Annotated in this window: 8 protein-coding genes; 1 reads left to right on the top strand and 7 read right to left on the bottom strand. The window is 40.9% G+C overall.

The features are described from left to right. Positions 1 to 52: 52 nt before the first annotated feature. Positions 53 to 1,597, top strand: coding sequence for a hypothetical protein (locus J8M01_RS22795; RefSeq protein WP_211059451.1), 1,545 nt, complete (start codon positions 53 to 55; stop codon positions 1,595 to 1,597). 305 nt (positions 1,598 to 1,902) lie between these two features. Here J8M01_RS22795 and J8M01_RS22790 read toward each other — a convergent pair whose 3' ends face one another. The 7 genes from J8M01_RS22790 to J8M01_RS22760 form a co-directional block, all read right to left on the bottom strand. After that, positions 1,903 to 3,474 carry an NAD(P)-binding domain-containing protein gene (locus J8M01_RS22790; protein ID WP_211059450.1) on the bottom strand — a complete coding sequence of 524 codons (1,572 nt, stop codon included), beginning with the start codon at positions 3,472 to 3,474 and terminating at the stop codon, positions 1,903 to 1,905. A 46-nt stretch (positions 3,475 to 3,520) separates the two neighbouring features. After that, positions 3,521 to 4,351 (bottom strand): amidohydrolase family protein, encoded by an 831-nt coding sequence (locus J8M01_RS22785; RefSeq protein ID WP_211051885.1) that lies wholly within the window; start codon positions 4,349 to 4,351, stop codon positions 3,521 to 3,523. 21 nt (positions 4,352 to 4,372) lie between these two features. After that, entirely contained in the window at positions 4,373 to 5,362 is a 990-nt protein-coding gene (locus J8M01_RS22780; protein WP_211051884.1) for a methyltransferase, read from the bottom strand. Positions 5,363 to 5,767: 405 nt separating this feature from the next. Continuing rightward, positions 5,768 to 6,784, bottom strand: a complete 1,017-nt coding sequence (locus J8M01_RS22775; protein ID WP_211051883.1) for a TauD/TfdA family dioxygenase — start codon at positions 6,782 to 6,784, stop codon at positions 5,768 to 5,770. 15 nt (positions 6,785 to 6,799) lie between these two features. Continuing rightward, positions 6,800 to 7,738, bottom strand: a complete 939-nt coding sequence (locus tag J8M01_RS22770) for a TauD/TfdA family dioxygenase (RefSeq protein WP_211051882.1) — start codon at positions 7,736 to 7,738, stop codon at positions 6,800 to 6,802. Continuing rightward, the gene (locus tag J8M01_RS22765; RefSeq protein ID WP_211059449.1) at positions 7,738 to 16,347 is read right to left on the bottom strand and encodes a non-ribosomal peptide synthetase; all 8,610 of its coding nucleotides are present in this window, start codon (positions 16,345 to 16,347) and stop codon (positions 7,738 to 7,740) included. The genes J8M01_RS22770 and J8M01_RS22765 overlap by 1 nt, the downstream gene beginning before the upstream one ends. A gap of 63 nt (positions 16,348 to 16,410) precedes the next feature. Further along, complete coding sequence (locus J8M01_RS22760; protein WP_282100543.1) at positions 16,411 to 23,031, bottom strand: non-ribosomal peptide synthetase; 6,621 nt, start codon at positions 23,029 to 23,031, stop codon at positions 16,411 to 16,413. Positions 23,032 to 23,034: the final 3 nt, after the last annotated feature.

Here is a 23,034-nt window from a genome sequence, read left to right as displayed (position 1 = left end):
TTTGTATTGAACATCGTGGTGATCTAACTGGTCACCACAACAGGAATTGACCATGAAGCTAAAAGCAACTTTACTACTACTTGCCTTGTGTGCTGGGTGCATACTTTACCTCACACAGCATAAAGAAGAGCAGGTAGAGCAAACCTTATTTAAAAACCCTATTTCACACAGTGCACCGAAAAAAATATTGCAACACACATACTCCGTAACAATAGAGTCAGCCGTGCTCGCCGAAAATAAAGCCGTCATAACCCATTCATCTCTTAGTTGGCACATGCACTTAGACAATACACAAGTCAACCAAGGCCTATTGACCGATATTGTGTTTATGAACAATGGCAAGCCACAGCCTTTAACACCACAGTTGCCATTCACATTTAACCGTCGTGGCACTGAGATCACGCAAGTAGACTTGCTCGCCTTACCCAATGAGCATACGTTAAATGTATTACCTAACATACTTAATTTAATGAGCTTCTCAGAACAGTCAACCTTAACGTTTAACGATGCGCATGGGAAGAAGACCTACTCATATAACAGGTTAGGTGATCAGATAAGCCGCCACCTTGAGTCGCGTCAGCTTCATTCTGCATCTGCGATTAATGATGAGCAAGAGCATTGGTCAATGACCTTAACTAACCATGACACCCCTGTGGAGGTAAGCTATTCATCTGAGAACCTATGGGAAAACAATGCACAAAGATATCAAGTAATACAAAAAGTGCATATTACCCGCCTAAATCATCAATCGACGCCGCTAATAGCAGTAAGTCGCGATCACAATGCCACTTTGACAAAGGCATCCCAATCTCCGGTTGCACGAGAAATTACAGGCCCTGGAGCATTACAAGACGCAATCTTGGAACTCAAAACATCGCTAGACCCACTATTAGCCAAGCATATTGGGAAACACCTGCTCAGTGAATATGATTTATCTGAACTCGTTGCACTCATCGAGGAAGACCCAACTGCCAGCTCTGCAATTATTTACGCGTTACAAAAAGAACAAAGCCCACTTGCTGAACAGATGCTCACTGATTTACTTTCTACTGAGCAAGTTAATATTCAAACTAAACAAAAACTACTTATTGCACTGGGCCGCTTTGGGGCGTCGTCAAACATCTCGTTTAATGCATTAGCAACCATCGCAGATAAGCCAAATAGTCCATTAGCCAAAACAGCTTTGCTAAATTTAGGGTCAATGGCCAAGTTTACTCCACAACAACAAGCTTCGGTTGAGACATTTTTACTAAACTCCCTCAATGGAGAGCGGCACTTAGGCACAGCCATACTTGCTGTTGGTAATAGCAAAATTCCTCATTTGTTACCAACCGTTGCAAAACTTTTACAGCACCCACACGCAGACATTCAACGTGATGCAGTAAAACTTTTATCAACAGAACCACACTATCATGCACAAATCATCACTGCGTTACTAAAAAACCCCACAGTGCAAAGTGTTGACGTATTCGCTCGCACATTGTCTGACTCAAGCGTGGTACTCAACCAACAAAGCAAAAGTCGTTTGAGAAACCTACTAAACTCAACCGACAACCCCATTATTAAAAAACGACTAAAGACTCTTGGAGTAGGCTAAGCCAGCTATAGCCCATACCGAACTGTGTTATTGGTATGGGTTAAAACATAAAAACTAGCACGTAAATTTGCTAAATTAAACTCGATGATTACGTAATTCTACAGACATAAGTGGTAGCCACACACCCTTGCTACCTCATTGATAAGGGCATGAATAACTTTAGTAAGCTATGTGGAAGCGGCCTACAACAGGGGATCCCTATGACCAGTTTCCGGTGCTTTAGTTATACATATTAAGAAATACAAACACGGTTTTTTCGATTACCACACCGCTCATGTCCAAAACGGTTTGTGCAACGCTAAAGTTCACACCGTTTCTTCTGTTTTGGCAACAATGTCAATTGTTCCATCTACATAGGACTGCAACGGATGTAAATGGATATCTTCTTTCCAAATTGCAAGTAGATCCTCTATGACGTGATGTTCTGAAACCAATTCCCCATAACGATATTCTCGTACGATAGGGTGTAAAAATTGACTATGATCTGATGCATCAACATTTTCACGATGTATTCTATCCGCAACAAAAGGGTCGAAATCTTCACTTTTACCATACTCCAATGTTACGGTAAAAAAGTGGGCCTTGCTTTTTGCCTCTGAACTCAGTAAATGATTGATTGGTAGTGAAAAGCCATAGTGAGCCTTACCATTTTCCATATAGAAATAATCACCGATAAAACCCGGTTGTTGCCACATAGCACCAGACTCATTAACTTGATCTAGCACCAACTGAGCAACATCTTCACGATTACAATTAACCTCAGGATATGCCACATCATGATTCTTCTTATTCAGAATCGTGTTTAGTGCGCGACTATTGTATCTAAAACCATGGATAAAGCCTGATGTTGCCATTTTATAATCTAGTGAATGGGTCAAAGTACCTGCAAAATACATATTCTTTTGATTTACCGATTCAAAGTCATTATTCAGTTTTGGATATTTATCTTTGATAGTAAGATCTGGCTGTGTTTGTTCACTAAATAGGTGTGTATCAATTGCAAAACCGGTACAACATAGTACCTTGTCATACCATAATTCTTCTACTTCCCCTTGTGCATGCTTGTACTGAAACAGCACTTTGAAACGCCCATTTATACGCTCAATAGACATAATTTCTGCGTCCAATACGGCATTTTGAGATTTTAATTGATAAGTATCAAGTATGTTGTTATTCACTGCACGTAAATGGCCAACATAATGTGTTTTCCAAGCAAAGTTAACCGAATTCGGGCTGCACAAATGAATAACAGCTGCCGAAGGGGTCAAGTGATCCGCTGTTTCAAACGCAGAGTTCCCTTTCCCTATTACTAACACTTGCTGATTTTCGTAATCTATAATATCAATAGACATTTCAGTATAATTCTCAGCCAATTCAATACCTTTAATTTCAGGTATATAAGGCTTTAAAAAGCCACTTGCAACAATTAAATGCTTAGCTAGAAACTGATTTCCATTGTTGTCTGTTAATAGATAACTGTCTCCTTCTTTACCTATATTGACGACACGCGTATTACATTTGACCTTAATATTGAAATGATTCACATAATCCTTCATGTAATCCACAAGGCTATCTGCGCTAGGAAAGAATTCATGATCATACTCTTTAAATAACAACGAATAATCATCGGAAAGTAATGAATTCCAATCATGTCGCATATTGAACTCTGGGTTTTTACTGCCCGTAAACCGTTTGTTTATCGAAATTAGTTTGCGATGCCTAGGAAACTTTTTATAGAAATTTCCTGGTTGTTCACCAGCCTCTAAAATGAGATAATCTTTTTGATCTCGCTCGAAATAATACCCTAGTTGCACCCCTGCTGGTCCAGCACCTATAATGATGTAGTCATGGGCCTGTGCTTTATAAGAACTATTCATAAAAAACTCCAAATTATTAACGACGGTTAGCCTAAAATGGTAACAACTAGAAATCTTTTCTAGTTAATAATGACAAGGCGTTTGTACGCATTATTTTTTGTAATTGGATTTCACTTAACCCAGAATTTAAATACTTTTTCACCAAAGCTTCATAGTTGCCACATACTGGCCAATCTGAACCAAATAGAACTTTATCAATGATTTCGGGGTTTTCCTGTACCATATTTGATACCACGTCTACAGGGACCAATGCCGTATCTACAAACGCATTGGGATACTCTGTGATGACTTCGACCGCTTCTTGATACCAATGAGGTTTACCTGCATGGCAAAATACAACAGCAAGATCAGGGTATGTTTCTAGAATTGGAATGAAGTCAGCCGGGTTACAATACTTTTGTTCCGTGTCTTTTTGCGCAGTAAAGCCTGTATGAAACATGATCACTAGGCTCTTTTCTTCACAAAGCCTATAGATTTCCATCATTTCGCTACTTAATGCATCGAAATCGTGATCTGCTGGGTAAAACTTAAAACCTCTTACACCAACTTCTATACTTTTATGAAATTCTGCAACAGTGTCCTTATGAAAGTTAGGGTTAATACTGCCAAACGGCAATAAACTATCATTACCGTCACAGCGAGTTGCAATCATCTCACTCGTAATAGAATAATTTGTACCCGGTCCACATTCCGCTAAAATAATCCCTGTACTCACGCCTGCGTTATCAAGGTATTTTGACATCGCATTACCATTGGAAAATAGCTCAGTCACTTCGGCCCCAGGCTCTAGAGGTATTTTTTGAATTAAACCCTGAATATCCTCTCGCAATAGCGGAAAGTCTCCAACGTGGATATGAAAGTCTATAATGTTATTCATGGTATTTCCTTTTATATTTATTTATAAACTACCGATTATTATGTGCCTGTCAGTGCCCGTTTCTATTAACTCAATATGAGAGAAACCAGCTTGAAGCAAGAGAGATTCATACTGTGCAAAGCTGCGATGACCACCTTCTGTATGCAACATCATGTTTAAATGCATAACTGCCGTTGAGTAATCACTTCCCTTTACGTCAAAGAGTCGCTCTAAGATAAACACCTTGCCCTGCTTTAATTTAGATAACGATATTTTAATTTTTGATAAAATGGTGATAGCCGAAGCGTCGTTCCAATTCGATAAAACATTACTCAGCATGTAGTTATTTCCTTGTGGTAAAGGATCTTCAAAAAAGTTACCACTTTTAAACTTGATATGATGAAACTCCACCGTTTTATCGCAATACTTTTTAAACTCAGGAGCGACTTCTGGAAGGTCAAAAATCGTCACAGTACTGGCTTTCTTTGCCGTAATGAGCATGCTCGCCATAGCCCCAGCACCGCCACCAACATCCACAACTGAACCTAACTTCTCAGGTAAAAATGAAACTAGAGGTTTGCCAGAGCAGTGACTCAACTCCCACATTGCAGCCGCGAAACTGTAACTTTTATCACCATTATAAATATCATCATAAGGGGATTCAGGAGCGCTCTGATGCGTGAGTAACCCCTCTAATTTATGTATTGCTTGTCTTCCTTGATCACAAACAAATTGAGTAAAATTACCCAAGTAACGTATATTTCCTTTTTCAAAATACGGCTGATAATACGTTGTAATAGCAAAACCATCATTTTGTTCATTCAAGATATTGAGAGATTGAAGTGTTAACAACATGCGCTGTAATGCTTCGGGTTCCAATGATTGCTGTTTTGCTAATTGCTCTGCAGAAGAACCAGGCGCTAGTACCAATTGTTCAAATATCTGATACTTAAAACATAATGAAAAAATTTCAGTCACAACATAGCCATATAGATGCTTGTCGTATCCTTCGAGACTATTCAAACCTGTCATTTACTTGCCTACCTTATCCAAACTATGTAGTTAATTCACCAAGGTAAACTTGAACAACTGTAAAAGTGAGATATTACATCAAGTTATTGGCGCAATTTTATATAAAGAGCGGCGCGTATCCATCGGAGTACAGTGTCATACTCTGATACAATCAGCCAACCTACCTTTCATCTTTTTATCGTCCAATTGAAACTTTCTTCTAATACATCTGGCTTATTTTACTATTTCAATTGAACACTTTCCGACCAGATTAACATGTTAATACAATTAATTTCAAGTTAACATTTAAGCAATCAATCACACTTAAATGTTACATTGAAACTTTTTACTTTTGAGCATTATCCGAGAACAATCTTGATAATCACACGCCCACTTCATATCAAATCATGCAGACTTAGTTACACGCTAGATTCCACTTTTATGACCACTAATATTGACCATATCTGCCATCGCTACTACAACTTTTCTAGTACCTGAAAATTCATCTCTACCATGCGCAATCACCCTATTATCTACCATTACTACATCGCCTTTTTGCCAGTCAAAACGCACTGCACAGGCTTCATATGAAGCTGCAATTTGTTGCATTTGTTCATCTGAAATATTAGTACCATCACCAAATGTGACATTTCTGGGTAACCTATCCATGCCTAATAGCTCTACTAAAACGGCTTTAACTTGTGGTTCAAGGCAAAAAGGATGGTGTAACTGAACTTGATTAAAAAAGCTATACTCTCCAGTTGGTAACGCCAACAACCCTTGCGTATTATACTCGGTACGAATTGTGCCTCCCTCTTCAAGGCTAACAGTTAGACCAAAGCGATCACATATCGACTTTACTTCATCTATGCTGCTAGTTTTAAAGTAATCTTGCCAACTAACATCGAACCCTTCAGAGAAGTTTCTGATGTATCGTAGCCCTTTATCCGCAAAGTCCTGCTGTATTGCCTTTGGCAACGCTTGATACATCGCACGGCAATCAACCAAGGGTGTACAACCTCCACATTCGGCGGGCTGCTCGCAAAAGAAGAATTGCTTCGTCGGCCATATTCCGGTGTTTGAACTTTCATTATGGAAAAGTATCTTCATGTTGTTAGGGTACGGTGTGGACTTATATATTTTATTACCAACTTCTTTTTTTGGAAGATCGCCATAGTTACCGTACAAATCAGGGCAAATTGCCGCTGAAAACGCCTCAAACTGCTCTGGTGTATCGAGATTAAACCCTCTAAAAACCAACGCTGCATGCTGCTCTAGTTCGGTTAAAATAGTTTGACGATGTGTTGAAGCCCATTCAGCTGGATCTTCTATATTAAGTCCTGAGATAAAAATGGGGCTGGTCACTCCCTTGCCAGAAAGACTTGACACCGACATCTTGATAAACGTCTCTACCTGCGGTTGTTCTGTTATAGTACATTCCATTATGGTCTCCTTGATTTACGCCATACCGACGAGTACTTTTCTCGCACCTTCATAAGGTTGACGTCCATGAGTAAAACGTAAATTGTCTACTAATAAAACATCCCCTTTTAGCCAAGAGAAATGAAACATTTCCTGATCATAGATTTCACGAATTTTAGCCAAGTCCTTTTCGGGGATCTCTGTACCATCACCAAAATACGTATTTCTCGGTAGCCCTTCATTTCCAAACATAGATAAAAAGCTTTGTTTCGTTTCAGGATCTAAGCTAGATACATGAAATAAATGTGCTTGATTGAACCATACTTTAAAGCCATGCAATGGATGCTCAATAGCTGATTGATTAACTTGTTTGGTTCTTAGTTCATCACCACGCCACTCAAATTCAAATCCATTCTCATTGCAAAACTTTTCGACATCTTCTTTTTTATCTGTTTGAAATACTTCCGTCCAAGGTAAATCAATATCACTATAGTTACGAACGTACATTATCTTTTTAGCTTCGAATTGTGATCGAATAGATTCGGGAATTTTGTCATAAACAGCACGACTATCAGCGAGCGGAGTTGCGCCCCCTTCTGGCGCCGGCAGCATACAGAAAAAGCCTAGCTTTGAAGGCCACTTGTTAGCGTAAGAGCATTCATTATGTTGTGGGATAACCTCATCATGATGATATTCCGTTGCCGTATAAACATTTCCCCTCAGCTCAGTCCTTGGTGTCGATCGGTATTGATAAGATGCAAGTTCGCTATCAAACAAAGTGCTTAGTAATTGACCAAACTGTTTGCTACTAACGACTTTCAATCCTCGTATTAATAAAATACCGTGTTCATCCAATAATTGATTAATCTGTGCCTTATACTCAGCGGCCCAGTCGACAGATTTCATACCTGACGTGTCAACCTCTAATAAGATCTTACGATTATGTACCTCAGGAAGTGGCTTTGTCTCTAACATCACTTTATTACTCCTTCAATTTTATTCTTTTCGTGCCTAAGACTACGTTTTATCACATTAGTAATTTCTACTACTGTCTTACCCTCTAATAAACTTGCGTGTGTAGCGTCAAACTCGAAAATGCGCGCTTTGTTTGAAAAGGCAGTCGCGACTTTGCTGTTACAGAGTTGTTCTTTGTCTGTGTTCATCGCTTTAAATACGGCTACTTCTGCATCTAACGATTTACTGATTGCCGGAGCCATCGCTAAACCTCGACCTAAATCAACACCAAATTGTAAAGCAGCATTAAGTTCGGTGCGTGTCATTGGAAAATCTGGTAGATTTGTGAAAACAGACTCTGTAATAGCAGCCATGAGTTCGTCATAGGCATACTCATTTGCATCGCCTAGCTTACTGGCTATTCCTCTATCAACATAACGCGCACTATTCAGTAAATATTCCTTGTCTGTTTTTACTGACCGTGCTACCCCCACAGGGGCCGCATCAAGTAAACCAAGGTATGCGACATGTTCTCCTCGTTCCTGTAACAACGATGCAATTAAATGAGCGAGTGTCCCTCCAGCCGACCAGCCAATTATTCTATATGGTCCTTGCTTTTGGGTTTGCAGGATATGTTGTACATATAGCTCAGCGAGTTGCTGCGCAGAATTAAAACGATAGTCTGATGAGTAATTATAAGGTGCTTGTAACCCGAGTAATTGGTAATCTGGGTGTAATTGTTCAGCCAGTTGACGATAATTATCAACACGTCCACCGTAAGGGTGCACGGCAAAAATGATTTCATTTGCCGTCTGGCTCAATGTCACAACAGATCCTGGAAGCTGAGGTTCACTGTGTGCTTCTAGTAAAGAAACCACCCCCGCAATTGTGTCTATTTTCGCCATCTGCTGCGCTGTTATTTTGATGCCTACCTTTTTAAACTGGCCAATCACCAAAATCATTTTTAGTGAATCTCCCCCCAATTCATAAAAGTTATCATTTGTTCCTATCGTTTTAGCATCACATCCCAGATATTGAGCCCATATCTGTGCTATTTGTTGCTCTAGTTGAGTTTCAGCTAACTGCCTTTTTTCATTCTTTTGAATGCTAGGTAGCGCCCCTTTATCAATTTTGCCATTCGCTTTTAGAGGTACCTCTTCTATTGGTACGATAAAACTTGGCACCATATGCTCTGGTAGCCATTGGTGCAACAACTGAGTTAATTCAAGTTGTCGCTTGTTATTATCAGTATTCTCTCGAAGTTTGACATAGGCGACTAAACTTCCTTCTGCATTTAGCAAAGCAACAGCCACATCGACATTTGACGAACGTAATAATGTCGATTCTACCTCCTCCAATTCAACTCGAAACCCTCGTACCTTCACTTGATTATCTTTGCGTCCGATGTACACCAATTCACCGGCTTCATTCCTATACACTAAATCACCCGTTGCATAACGACGTGCCAATGATGATGTTGCAAATGGATCGGGTGTAAACACCGCTTTTGTTAATGTCGGTTGTGCTATATAACCTTGGCTAACACCTACTCCCGATAAAAAAAGTTCACCGACAATACCATCTGGAACTAAATGGCCATCCTCATCAACAACACAGGCCTGCATGCCTGCAATTGGCCTACCTATCGGGATAGGTGCTGCTTGTGCATTTGCAATTGTGTAAGTACATGCGCCAATTGTTGTTTCAGTTGGGCCATAATGATTGATGACCGTGATACCTTTACCCACAAGGTCTGAAATCGCGCGTTGCGCATCTGCCTGTATGGTTTCTCCGCCAACAAATACATGAGATAGAGAAACTAATTCTCCTTCATAATGTACTAACAAAGCTGCGAGTAGACTTGGCGTAGTTTTTAAAACATTAATACCTCGAGTATTAATGTGACTCGTAAACGCTTCACCACTTTTTATTAACTCATCACTGGTAATATCTAAGCTGCCGGCAGTGGCCAGCGACAAAAATAAACTGGTGTAGCCCAAATCTGTGGCAAAGGAAGTTAACATGGCGTATTTTGCATGCTCATTAATATAATGACGCGATAAAATACCTTGAACATAATGACTTATATTTCCATGACTCACAGCGACACCTTTGGGATTACCAGTGGTCCCTGAAGTGTAAATGATATAGGCTGTATCACTTTCTGATGGTATCATGTCATAAGTATGTTCTTGTTGACGTAGCTCTCCTAAATGTACCGCTTTAATTGACTCTGTGGGGCTATTTGCCGTACTTCTGTCAGTTACAATCACACAGAGTTTAGCATCATTAGCGATGTATTCTATTCGCTGAACTGGCCACGCTTTTTCCAATGGTACAAATGCAGCTCCAACTCTAAAAGTCGCAAGTATCGTCGCCAAAAAGTAGGTGCTTTTTTCAAGGCATATACCAACTTTACTTCCTTTCACGATTCCATTGGTAGTCAACAAATGAGCAATATCGTTAGCCGTGTCATTCAGCTGACGATACGTCGTACTTTGTCCATCACAAAATACCGCTTCCAAACAAGGGTGAGCCGCTATCTGCTGATTAACTGTCTCGACAAAACTAGGCAACATAGATGTTTGCCGGTCATAACCACTGCGAGTCAGTAGTACCTCCTTCTGCGCCGGTGATAGCCAGCACAGTTCAGCGACAGGCTCATCAGAGCCCACGGCCATTGCTTGTAATATTTCAGACAAAGCAGTACTTAACTGCTCAATACCGTATTGAGAGTAATAGTTACTATGGTACTCAAGCTTCACCTTAAGCACGTCGCTGTGCGATGCAATTAGAGACAAAGGAAAATTATTACCTTGCTGAGACTCTATATTTTTAACTTGCAAACCTTGTGATTTTTTACCCTCAGGTTCAGTCAATGATCTAGGATAATTTTCAAAAACAAATAAGCTATCAAATAAACCTTGCTGAGTATGTTCCTGTGATAATTTTTGTATTTTCGATAACGGATAATAACTAAATTCATCTCTGTCGATATAACCTTGTTGGAGCTGAGTAAGCAATTCACAGACGCTTGCCTTGCCATCAACAGTAACGACCGCTGGAATCGTATTAATAAACAACCCAACCATAGACTCGACTCCTTCTAAGTCCGCGGGGCGCCCTGAAACCGTCGTACCAAACGTCACCGTTTCAGTGCGGTTTGCACGGCTAAGCAAAATAGCCCACGCAGCCTGAAGTACAACATTTAACGTTGTTCTCGTTTGCTTTGCTAAATGTGTTAAAGCCTCAGTTTGTGATTGCGACAAGACCAAATACTCTCTGGCTACCTCTGGCGCTTTTTCTAACCTACGAGAAAATGGCAGGACACTCCGCTGCGATATGGAGCCTACTTGAGCTTGCCAAAATTGCTCTGCTTTTGCGTAATCTTTACTTTGTAACCATTTTATATAGTGCTTGTATGGCGTAACTCGGGGTAACTTAGGTTCTACATCACAGCTTATAGCTTGATAAATCGCCATGAGTTCAGAAAAAACAATACCGGAGCACCAACCATCAATAAGAGCATGATGCTGGGTCCAAAGTAATCGATAATGATTAACGCCTAAGTGCCATACAGTGACCCTAACGAGGGGTGGTTGCGCTAAATTAAATCCAGCAACCTTATCTTCTGAGCGCATTTGATTCATGAGTGTTTGCTGTTCAGCATCATCTAAATTGCTCAAATCTAACTCTTGCCATGGCAATATTACCTGGGGAGACACCACTTGGTTCATCGCTCCTAATTCAGATGCCATGAAACCTGTGCGAAAAATGTCGTATCTATCAATTATTGCTTGCCATGCCGCTCGTAGATGAATTAAATCGACCTCACCTTCAATGTCCATTACTAGCTGATTAGCATAAGCAGAACGCTCTAAATTACTGTGAAATAACATTCCCTCTTGCATAGGTGTTGCGGCGTAAATATCTTGTACTGTTATATCTCGCGTCCAACACTTAACTTCATCAGGCGCTAAAATTGCGAGAGGAAAATCTGATGGAGTGAATACTCCTATACCAAGCTCACAACAGTGAGCAACAATTTCTTCAAGGCTCGTAACAATCAGTTGATTCAACCGCTCTAATGCTGAACGGTCATAGTTTTTCTTGTCGTAGCTTAAAGTGAATTGCAATTGCTCAGCAAGAATTTTACCGTTGAAATTTAGCCCATGTATCAGCTTTCTCTTCGCACTTATCGCTTGCCCAGTTCCTTCTTCAACACCGAATAATGTCGAAGTATCATTAATTACCTGCTTAAACTGGCCTAAATAGTTAAATACAACTTCTGAATGAACACTTTCCGCCTCTATAAGGTGCCCTGCTTCACGTAACAAGCCAAAGCCAATTCCTTTATTTGGTATCGCTCTATATTGCTCTTTGACTGTACAAATTAATGCTTCTAAACTATCGTTCGATGCCTTTAAAGTCAGTGGGAACGTTGTTGTGAACCAACCAAGCGTACGGCTTAAATCGTAGTCACTACTCAGCTCTTCTCGACCATGACCTTCTAAATCAAGGCGCAAATTCGAATGCCCAGACCAGAGACTAAAACCACGTACTAGCGCTGCTAACAATAGTTCGTTTATTTGCGTGCGATAAGGTATATTCGCTTTTTGCAGCAATTGCTCTGTAATACTTTGACTTAATGCAAATTGTAAAGTACCCACATACTCAGCACTGATAAAAGCTTGCGCTTGCTTTGCTTCACTGTAAGTAGGCACATCATGCGTGAGACTCGAGCGCCAGTATGCAATCTCTTCATCTCTTGAGGCTGCATTAGGCCAACGATTTAAGTATTCACACCACTGCTGATATGAATTTGTTTTTAAACCCAGTGATAACTCGGTCTGCACATCGGTTAAGTTAGCTTGCGTCAAGCAATGTTCAAAGTCTTCTAATAATATCCGCCACGAAACACCATCAATAATTAGATGATGGCACACAATAAAGAGCCGCTGTTGATTTGATTGACGAAACAATACCAACCGAAATAGAGGCCCAGCTGTAATATCTAAACTTTGTTGTATCTCTTGTACTAAATCTGGAATATGCGAAAAGTCATTAACGTCAATTTGGCTCAACACTTGATCAATATCGAACTCGGATAACGCACTAAACTCCCCATACCATTTTTCACCGTCTTGTTTAAAATGTAAGCGCAGCGCATCGTGCTGCGCAACCAGTGTTGCTATCACTTGCGTTAAGAACCCCATCGTCAGGGGAGTATGACATCCTAGCATCACCGCTTGGTTAAAGTGGTGTAAATCAGTCTTATCAGCAAAGAACGTCTGATGAATCGGCAACAATGGTAATTGTCCTTCACTTGCCTGTTGTGACACGTGGTGTGTTTTTGTCGTCGATAAGTGCACCGCCAATGCTTGTATTGTTTGATGTGAAAATAACTGTTTAACTGAAAAGTGTAATCCTGCTCTAGCAGCTCGTGATACTAACTGTATTGACAAAATTGAGTCTCCCCCAAGCTCAAAAAAATTACTGGTTACACTGAGTTTATCTTTTGGTAAGCCAAGTAACTGAGCATAAATCCCCGTCAATACTTCTTCTTGCGCGTTACTTGGGGCTTGATATGTCTCTTGATAAGTCAACACATCGATTTCAGGCAATGCCTGCTTATCAATTTTTCCACTATTTGTCATTGGATATGCTTCTAATACTGCAAACCCTGCGGGGATCATATAATCTGGTAATTGCGATTTCAGGGCACGTTTTAAAGACTGTATAAGTTCGTTGCTCGACAGGCCGGCTGTTTTATTTGCAATGATATAAGCAAGTAACTTCTTTTGTCCTGCAGAAGGTGATTTAACGATTACTTCAGCAGCCGTAACACCACTATTTGCAAGTAACTTCTGTTTTATTTCCCCTAATTCAACGCGAAAGCCTTTGATACTCACCTGATCATCACTTCGTCCCAAGTACTCAAATTCGCCTTGTATATTTTGGCGAACAATATCACCAGTAAAATACCATGTTCCTAGACCAAGTGGACTTTCCACAAAGCGCTGCTGAGTGAGTTCGGGGTTATTTAAATAACCCAACGCAAGTCCTTCACCCGCAATGACTAATTCTCCAATAAAGCCTGGTGGTAATAGTTGTCCATCTGGACTCAATACATACATGTGTGTTTTATCAATAGGTTTGCCTATTGTAATGGCTTGCTGAGGACATAACTTAGCAATACTCGCGCAAACCGTAGACTCCGTGGGTCCATATGCATTGTACATCGGATAGTGCTTTGCCCATTGATTCGATAAACTTTCATCACACGCTTCCCCCCCAACCAATAATGCCTCAAAGTGATAATCGTCATGCCTAGGCAAATGACGCAAAAATGCCGGTGGGAGTAAAGTATGTGTGATTTGCTGCTGTTGAATAAATTTGGCAAGTAGCATTGGCTCAGTTTTACTTTGCTCCGTGCAAAAATACAAAGTTCCCCCATTTAACAATGCCCATTGCCACTCCATAATAAAGGCGTCAAAACTGATTGTTGCAAACTGTAATATCTTACTGCATGTACTTATTCCAAATCGCTCCCCCATGTATAACCCAAACTGCAGTGCACTGCGATGTGAGATCTCGACGCCTTTAGGGTTGCCTGTGGAACCAGAGGTATAAATGACATAACACGCCATTTGGTCGCTTTGTTCATAATTAGGAACAAACCCTTGTGTCACGTAGTGACTTAGTATCTCCCTATAACATACCTCATCAACACACAGAGATCTCACGTAAGCGCCATCACTTAACTTAAGATCAAAAGGCTCTGAAGTGACCACTAATGATACGCCTGCATCTTCAATAATATATTTAAGCCGCGTCTCTGGTAGGGTTGGTGACACTGGTAAATATGCAGCGCCCAGCTTCATTATACCCAGTATACTTGCGATCAAATACTCATCCCTTGCCATCATGACAGCAACTACGTCTCCGCTTTTGACGCCAAGTTCTTGCAAATGCAAAGCCATGCAAGTTGCAATATGTTCTAGTTGTTCATAATTTATCGTTTTACTCGGTGTCACTACAGCTGTTTCAGACGCTAAGCGTTGGGCCAAAGCACTAAAATGAAGGTGAACCTGATCACTTAGTGGGTGTATTTCACAAAGCTGTTCGGGTGCCTTTACTATCGATGCAAGCTGCACGTCACTCAACATATTTATCTGACTTAATGATTGGCTAGTATCGATGCAGGTGAGTAAAGAAGCCCATGCACATTCCATATACTCGGCAAATTGAGTAATCGTGTCTGAGTTAAAAATCTCACTATTGTAGACCCAATTGATTTGTCCGCCTTTATCATTGAGCGTCACATTTATGTCTATATCAAATTTTGCGACCACATCTTTACGCTCAACTGCTGCAAGGTGAATACCAGGCAACGATAATCTTGGCGAGTCACCATTACTGGTACTCAAGAGTATTTGAAACAACGGAGTGTACTGACCACTTCTTGACGTTACACAGTGCTCTACAACTTGTTCAAAAGGGACATCTTGGTTAGATTGTGCATCTAAATTCACCGTTTTAATATGCTCTAGGAACGCATCAATACTATCAGCGCTGATACTCGCTTTTAATACAAGCGTGTTAACGAAAAAACCAACAACATTTTGCAACTCCGATTTCATACGATTTGCTGCTGGCATACCGATGATAAATTCAGATTGGTTACTACAGCGACTCATAACCAATGTAAGCACCGCATGCACTAACATAAATGGCGTCAGCCCTTGACGCTTTGCAAAGGCAAGTGCTTTTGAACTGAAGGCAGAATCAAGAGTTCGCAATAACCGCTCACCTTGGAAGTTTTTAAACTCCGGCCTAGGATTGTCTAGAGGGAGATTATGCACAGCCGGTACATCTTCTAATTGACATTGCCAAAATTTAACTTGCTGCTGTAATGCATGCTCATCCAAATGCTCTTGTTGCCACAAAGAAAAATCACCATATTGGATTTCAGGCTCAGTAACGGATGCCTCCACTTGATTAACAAGCGCTTGATATTCAGCTACAAATTCTCGTGTTACTATCTCCATTGACCAGCCATCAGACGCAATATGATGCATACTAAAAAGTAATACACCATGTGCTTGACCTCCTTGCCTCGGCAAAGAGATATAACTAGCCCGAATCATAAGGTCACATCTTAAATCAAATGGCTTAGAGCATTCTTGATGGGTTAATTCCTCGACTAAATTAACTTGGTCAACCTCATTGATTTGGCTGTGATCGAGTATTTTAATCGTAAATTTAGCGTCTGCTTTCACACGCTGGACTGGGCCGATATCAGATTCGCTATAGACGGTTCTCAACACTTCGTGACGACGAATAATTTGTTCAAGTGCCGTTTCTGCAATCGCGAGATCAAAATTGCCAGTAATAGTAAAACCACCGGAAATGTTATACTCAGAACCCTGATCCGAGAGCTTATCTAAAAACCACAATCGCTTTTGAGCAAATGATAGAGGGAGCGTGTCGACCTCTTCTGGACGTCGGGCTATTTTCCGCTGTTTATTAGCCAACTTTTGCTGGCGTTTTTTCTGTGCCAACTTTTTAACTAGCTCTGCTCGTTTTCGGTTTTTCTCTGTCAATAAAGGTGTGTTGTCAATATCCATTTTTATTATACCTACTTTTGTTATTCACCGAACCTGCGTAATTACGCGATTTAGTCCTTTGTCTTATTCGTCACAAAGCTCTTGATATAGCTTTTCTATTTCTTCATCGGTCATATCTGCTAATTCAGCTTCTGCCGATGCTAACTCGTCGTCATCGAATTTAAGCTGCTCATCAATTTGATGAGCTAAATCACGAAGTACCGGCGCATTGAAAATTGCTTTTATAGACAAGTCAATGTGGAAGGTTTCGTTAATTTTGGTAACAACTTGCACGGCCAATAATGAATGCCCCCCTAGTTCGAAAAACTCAGCAGTAACACTGATTTCCTCGGCATTTAGGTGCAATAATTCGGCCCAAATTCTAGCAACTTCTATTTGAGTATTATTGTCAGGTGCTATGTACTCACCAACCAATGTTGCCAAGTTTGGTTTGGGTAAGGCTTGTCTATCCACTTTGCCATTACGGTTAACTGGAATATGCGCGATGTCAGTGATGGCGTTAGGCTGCATATAAGCAGGTAATGTCCGCAAAAGTTGTGACTTTATCTGAGAAATAAGCGTACTAACCGTTTGACCATCTCGCACACACACATACGCTATGAGGATTTTACTGCCTTCTGGCGCTTCCCATACCTTCGCCACACAATCAAGCACATCTGGATGGTGTTGGATCTGCTGCTCAATTTCATTGAGCTCAACACGATAACCACGAATTTTCACCTGATTATCTTTTCGGCCAATAAATTCTAAATTGCCACGGTTGTTATAACGTACAATGTCGCCAGTTTTATATAAACGCTCTTGATGGCCCGTAAACAATGACGACTCAATAAAGCTTGCAGTGGTTAAGCTTGCATTGTTTACATAACCTCTGGCTAACCCTTGACCACCAATATACAACTCACCTTCGCACCCTTGTGGCACTAAATGTCCACTCTGGTCAAGTACATAGAGATTCACATGCCCAGCTGCACGACCGATTGGAGCCACTCGATATTGGTCATCAGCATCAATTTCATAGTAACTACTCCAAACCGTTGCTTCTGTCGGCCCATATTCATTGTAAAAACGAGCCGCTTTGCTCCAGTCACTATTGAAATGCAGCTGTTGTAAATCACGTTCAACACCTTCACCACCGGTGATCACTGTGCCTAAGCAACTCGGAGCACTCGCGAATAAGTTGGCATACTGTAACAATGAACGGTACATTGTCGGCAAAATCGCTAAATGCGTAATATCATGCTCCATGAGGTAACCATAGATGGTCGAAATATCCACGACGTCACTATCCTTAACAATATGCAGCTCTCCGCCTTGGGCTATCACGCCAAAAATCCCCAACAAGCAGGAATCGAAGTAAATAGAAGACAATGATAGAAACCGCCCGGCAGGTTCACGGTAAGCCTCTAAACGACTTTGTGTTGATGCTATGATTTGCTGATGCTCAATCTGGACACCTTTTGGCTCACCACTGGATCCAGATGTGTACATAATATAAGCTAGATTCGTAATCTGTTCGTTGAGGATAGGGTTAGTTATCTCATACTGCGTCACTGCCTGATGCGTTTCTTGGGCATCAAGATAGCTTATCGCTTCTATACCTTCTTGGCTGAGCACCGATTCAAATTGCTCATGACTCAAAACCAACTTAAGTTTAGTGTTATTAATAATAAAGGCTCTACGGCCTGCTGGCTGCTCTGGATCCAATGGGGTAAATATCAAACCAGCTTTGGCAATCGCATACATTGCTATAACCATATCACTGCTGCGCTCCATACAAACCCCTACTGCACTCTGTGTTGGCAATCCTAGGTTTAATAAGTAGTGTGAAAGTTGATTCACAGCATGGTTGAGCGCTTGATAGCTATAACGAGCTTCATCGCATACCAGTGCAATAGCTTGTGGGCTCTGTTCTGCTTGATATTCCAACATATGATGGATTTGACTAAATTGTTGTGGTTTCGATAATTTTCCACAACTGCGTGCCATTAAAGCTTCGCGCTCTGCATAGTCCAATAAGCTAATATCACTTAGCTTAACGTCAGGTTTTTTAACGACCTGATCCAAAATCCGACTAAAGTAAATTGAAAACTTATTAATTGTACTTTCATCGAACAATGCAACATCATACGTCCAATTAATACTTATGTGCCCGGGCGCAAACATAACGCCTAAATTAAGGTCCGTTTTAGCAACGACCTCAGTGTCTTCCAACGGAGAAAACGCTATGCCCTCTATTTGTTTCACTTCTTGACCAAGGTTATTCATATTTAACACTATTTGGACCAAGGGTGTGTGACTGGCAGTACGCAGCACTTTGCATTGATCAACAAGTTGCTCAAAAGGGACATCTTGGTGCGCGTGAGCGTTCAAGTTCACCTCTCGCACATGACTTAGAAAATCATCAAAACAGCGATGTTGAACCTGCGTACGCAATATTAGCGTATTAACAAATAAACCAATCAACGACTCTGTTTTTACATCAGTGCGATTTGCAATAGGACATCCAATAACAATGTCTTGCTGATTGCTCAGCTTACTAACTAACAATGCCAAAGACGCATGAAGTAACATGTACATAGATACTTCATGTTGTTGTGCAACATTTTGTAATTTTAACACCAACTCTGAGGGCAGCTTTGAGGTAAACACAGCACCTAACTGCTTGCGATTTTCTGGACGCGCTCTATCCAGTGGCAAGCTGTGAATACTCGGTACATCTTGCAATTGAGACCGCCAAAACGCCAGCTGTTCTGATAAATAGTTATCGTTCAAACGTTGCCGTTGATGGTATGCAAAATCGCTATATTGAATTGTCAGCGCAGGTAATTCAGGCGTTCCGCCAATTTTAAACGAATCATAACATTGAACAAACTCACGCATGAGAATCCCCAATGACCAAGCATCAGCTGCGATATGATGGAGATTAAAGAGCAATATACCATCGTGCGGGGCGACATTAATAAAATGAATATTAAATGGAGGCCGTTCATCCAACTTAAATATAGCTTGGTAAAAATCATTCAGTTGTCTATTAATACTTGCCTGTTTCTCATCCCCTTCAAAGCAGCTGAGGTCTGAAATGCCAATGTCTATTTGAAAATCACGACACACCTCTTGATACGCATTTTGACCATCGAACTTATATCGCGTCTGTAAGATATTATGACGCTGAACCAAATAATTGAGCACTTGAGTAGCAACCTCTAAGTCAAACGCACCTTTAACCTTAAACGCCAACGGCATATTATATTGATTACTCGGACTGACCTGTTCCACGAACCATAATCGCTGCTGCGCATAACTTAACGGGATCACTTCACCTTTTGACACTTGGGTGTATTCATGTGAAAGTGACTCAACGTGGGCTTCAATATAGCGCGCCAACTGCTGAATGTTGTTATTTTCAAATACCGCTTTTAGCGCTATTGTTCGCCCAAATACAGCATCTATTTGGCTCACTAAACGGGTTGCTAATAATGAATGCCCTCCCAACGAAAAGAAGTTATCCGTCGTACTGATCTCTACAACGTTCAGTAGCTCCTGCCAAATAACGAGTAATTTTTCTTCAATAACGTTACTTGGCACAGCATGACTAGCGCCACTTTGATAACTTGGTTCAGGCAATGCGCTATGCTGTAATTTGCCATTAACTGATAATGGCCATTTTGTCACCGTCACAAAATATGCTGGGACCATATATTCTGGTAAGGTATCAATTAAATTTAATTTTATTTCATCGATGCGTTGCGTACTCAATACGTGGTCACCAATATTTAAATACGCAACCAACTGAATGTGCCCTTGTTGGTCGTGTTTCGCTAACACTATTGCGTCCATTACATCCGGCGCTTGGCGTAGCGCTTGTGAAATTTCGTTCACTTCAATCCGATAACCTCGGATTTTTACCTGGTTATCTTTCCGACCAAGGTAAGTCATGCTGCCGTCAACCGAGTGCTTTCCTAAGTCACCGGTGCGATAAGCCTGTTCGCCTAAATAACGCGTAAATACAGTGGCACTGTGCTCTGGACGATTTAAGTACCCTGCAGCTACGTTTTCACCCACAACAAGCAGCTCTCCCACCGCACCTACAGGAACAGGCTGATTTTGTTTATCAACTAAGAAAACTCGGTTATTTGTGATAGCTGTACCGAGCGAAATTCTGCCATTGGCGACATCGTCACGCACATTACTATAGAGCACATCAGACATGACTTCCGTTGAACCATATAGATTATAAAAATCAACATTAGTCAGCCATTGTGTAGACTCCAATGCAAGATCGAGCGTCAAAGCTTCGCCACTGATAAACCAATATCTCAGGTTTGATAATACGGATTTATACTTTGATGATGCATTAACTAAACTGTGTAAATGAGAAGGGGTCGTCACAATACGAGAAATATTGAACTGTCCAATTGCATTAACAAATAAATTTGCATCTTTGACCTGCTCACGCCTTAGCAAAACAACAGGGCGCATTGCAGCCAACGCGGTATAAAACTCCCACATGCCACGAATAAATGCCATCGAAGTCATCATGACTGACACTTCATCCACCGACATAGGAAAGCGTGTCAGCATCCAATGTACCCGATTTACAGCGGATCTATGTGTACCGCGTACACCCTTAGGTTTGCCTGTCGAGCCTGATGTATAAATAATATGAGCGATATCATCACCCGTTATGTTTATATTTGGGTTATCGCTGCAACTGTCATTCAATCGCCGAGTATGAGATGGTTCTGCCAGATTAAATTTTGATTGGCTAAAACATGACGAAAGCAAGCTACCATCATGTAGTAACAGGACAATATTTGCATCTTCAGCCTGCAACTGTAGCCGTGCAATAGGAAGCTCAGTAGACATTGGCACCAAAGTTGCTCCTGCTTTAAGAGTAGCTAACATGGCGACTATCCGTAATGCACTGCGTTGACAATAAATACCTATCGTTTGTCCTTTTGACACTGACTTCTCATTAATAAGGTAATGTGCCAGAATGTTTGCTTTTTTATTCAGTTGCTCAAAACTCACGCGTTGCTCACTTGTGATAAGCTCAGGTAACCTTGTATGCTGAGTCAACCCTTGTTCAAACAACGCATGAATGGTATTTGTTGGCATTGCTTCTTTTTGAATAACACGGCACACACCTGCCGCTTGTGACCAGTTAAATTGGGCAATAGTCAATTCTGGTTGGGCCGCAACTTGCAAAAGCAATGCATGAAACTCTTGAGCCAATGACTTAATTGTATCGTCACTAAATAGCGCCGCGTTGTAGGCAAATACATACTTAAGCCCAGATGTTGACTCTCTTAAATACAAAGTAATATCATATTTACTGTCTAATTCATGTTGCTCACCAAACCCACTGACCCTGAGCTCTGATTGTGAGCTTGGTACACTCTCGTTATTCCCCATGTTAATAAACAGCTGAAAAACGGGTGCATGGGTTAATGATCTATCTGGGTTTAAATGCTCAACTAATAATTCAAATGGCACGTCGCTATGAGTATGAATATCCATATGAGTGCGTTTCATACGTTGCAGCAGTTCAATAAAGCGTTCAGAACCGTCATACTGCGTGCGAATAACCAATGTATTTAAAAATAACCCTATTAAATTGTGACATGATTTATGATTGCGGTTCACCGCCGGCATCCCCATAACCACATCTTGCTCATTACTAAAGCGCCCCACAGTCACTGCAAATGCAGTTTGCAACAACATAAATACCGTACAGCTTTGTTGATGAGCTATTTTTTTTAACTGCTCGAATTGCGATAATACTAAAGTGCCATCAACCCGCGCACCACTAAACTCCCCTTGCTCTCGGCCTTGATCTAAAGGAATGCTATGCAATGGTGGAGCGCCATCTAAATGCGCTAACCAAAAATCCAGTCCATTTTCAAGCTTATCTCCTTTTAAGTAATTTCTTTGCCAATTTGCATAGTCAATATATTGAACAGGTAAGGGGGCAATGTTTGGTGTATAAGAACCACTAATCGCATCATAGTACGTAATCAAGTCTTGTAACAAAATAGAAAGAGACCAGCCATCAGATGCAATATGATGAACAACCAAAGATAAGACATGATCATTTGATTCTAGCTGTATTAACTGGGCTCTAAGCATAGAATCTTGAGTTAAATTAAAAGGCTGCTTTGCTTGTTTTGCAACTTGAATGTTTGCCATGTTGATCTTTTCTTGTTCACTGCCGGTGATCTTTACCACTGGTAATATGACTGAAGACTCCGACAATACAATTTGTTGTGGTTTTCCTGCAGAGTCCTGCCGATAAACGGACCGCAATACTTCATGTCGAGCAAGTACGGCATCAAGGGATTGTTTCAGTACTGCAATATCTAAATCACCGCGTATACGCACGGCCATTGGCATATTAAATTGAGAACTTTGCTGGGCAACTAACTGCTCAATGAACCAAAGCCTCTGCTGGGCGTATGATAACGCGAACGCTTTTATATTGCGTTCTACTGGGATGATCTGCATATTGCCATCGGCTGGGGTTGTTTGCGTAATATAAGTTGCTAAACGGCGAATGCTGGCATGCTCAAATAGCTGCTTAATCCCTAATTGCTGACTAAAGCGGACATTCACTTCACTCATGATTTTAACAGCTAACAAGGAGTTGCCCCCTAAACTAAAAAAGTTACTCGTGACACTCAATTT

Source organism: Pseudoalteromonas sp. MMG005, from assembly GCF_018101015.1.
Classification (GTDB): domain Bacteria; phylum Pseudomonadota; class Gammaproteobacteria; order Enterobacterales; family Alteromonadaceae; genus Pseudoalteromonas; species Pseudoalteromonas aurantia.
The sequence above is the reverse complement of the archived record's forward strand: the minus strand, read 5'-3'. Positions and strand labels throughout refer to the sequence as shown.

Bases quoted from the DNA above. Each gene is read 5' to 3' on its own strand.
- J8M01_RS22775 (WP_211051883.1), bottom strand. From the start codon at position 6,784: ATGGAATGTACTATAACAGAACAACCGCAGGTAGAGACGTTTATCAAG.
- J8M01_RS22780 (WP_211051884.1), bottom strand. From the start codon at position 5,362: ATGACAGGTTTGAATAGTCTCGAAGGATACGACAAGCATCTATATGGC.
- J8M01_RS22790 (WP_211059450.1), bottom strand. From the start codon at position 3,474: ATGAATAGTTCTTATAAAGCACAGGCCCATGACTACATCATTATAGGT.
- J8M01_RS22765 (WP_211059449.1), bottom strand. From the start codon at position 16,347: ATGGATATTGACAACACACCTTTATTGACAGAGAAAAACCGAAAACGA.
- J8M01_RS22785 (WP_211051885.1), bottom strand. From the start codon at position 4,351: ATGAATAACATTATAGACTTTCATATCCACGTTGGAGACTTTCCGCTA.
- J8M01_RS22770 (WP_211051882.1), bottom strand. From the start codon at position 7,738: ATGTTAGAGACAAAGCCACTTCCTGAGGTACATAATCGTAAGATCTTA.
- J8M01_RS22795 (WP_211059451.1), top strand. From the start codon at position 53: ATGAAGCTAAAAGCAACTTTACTACTACTTGCCTTGTGTGCTGGGTGC.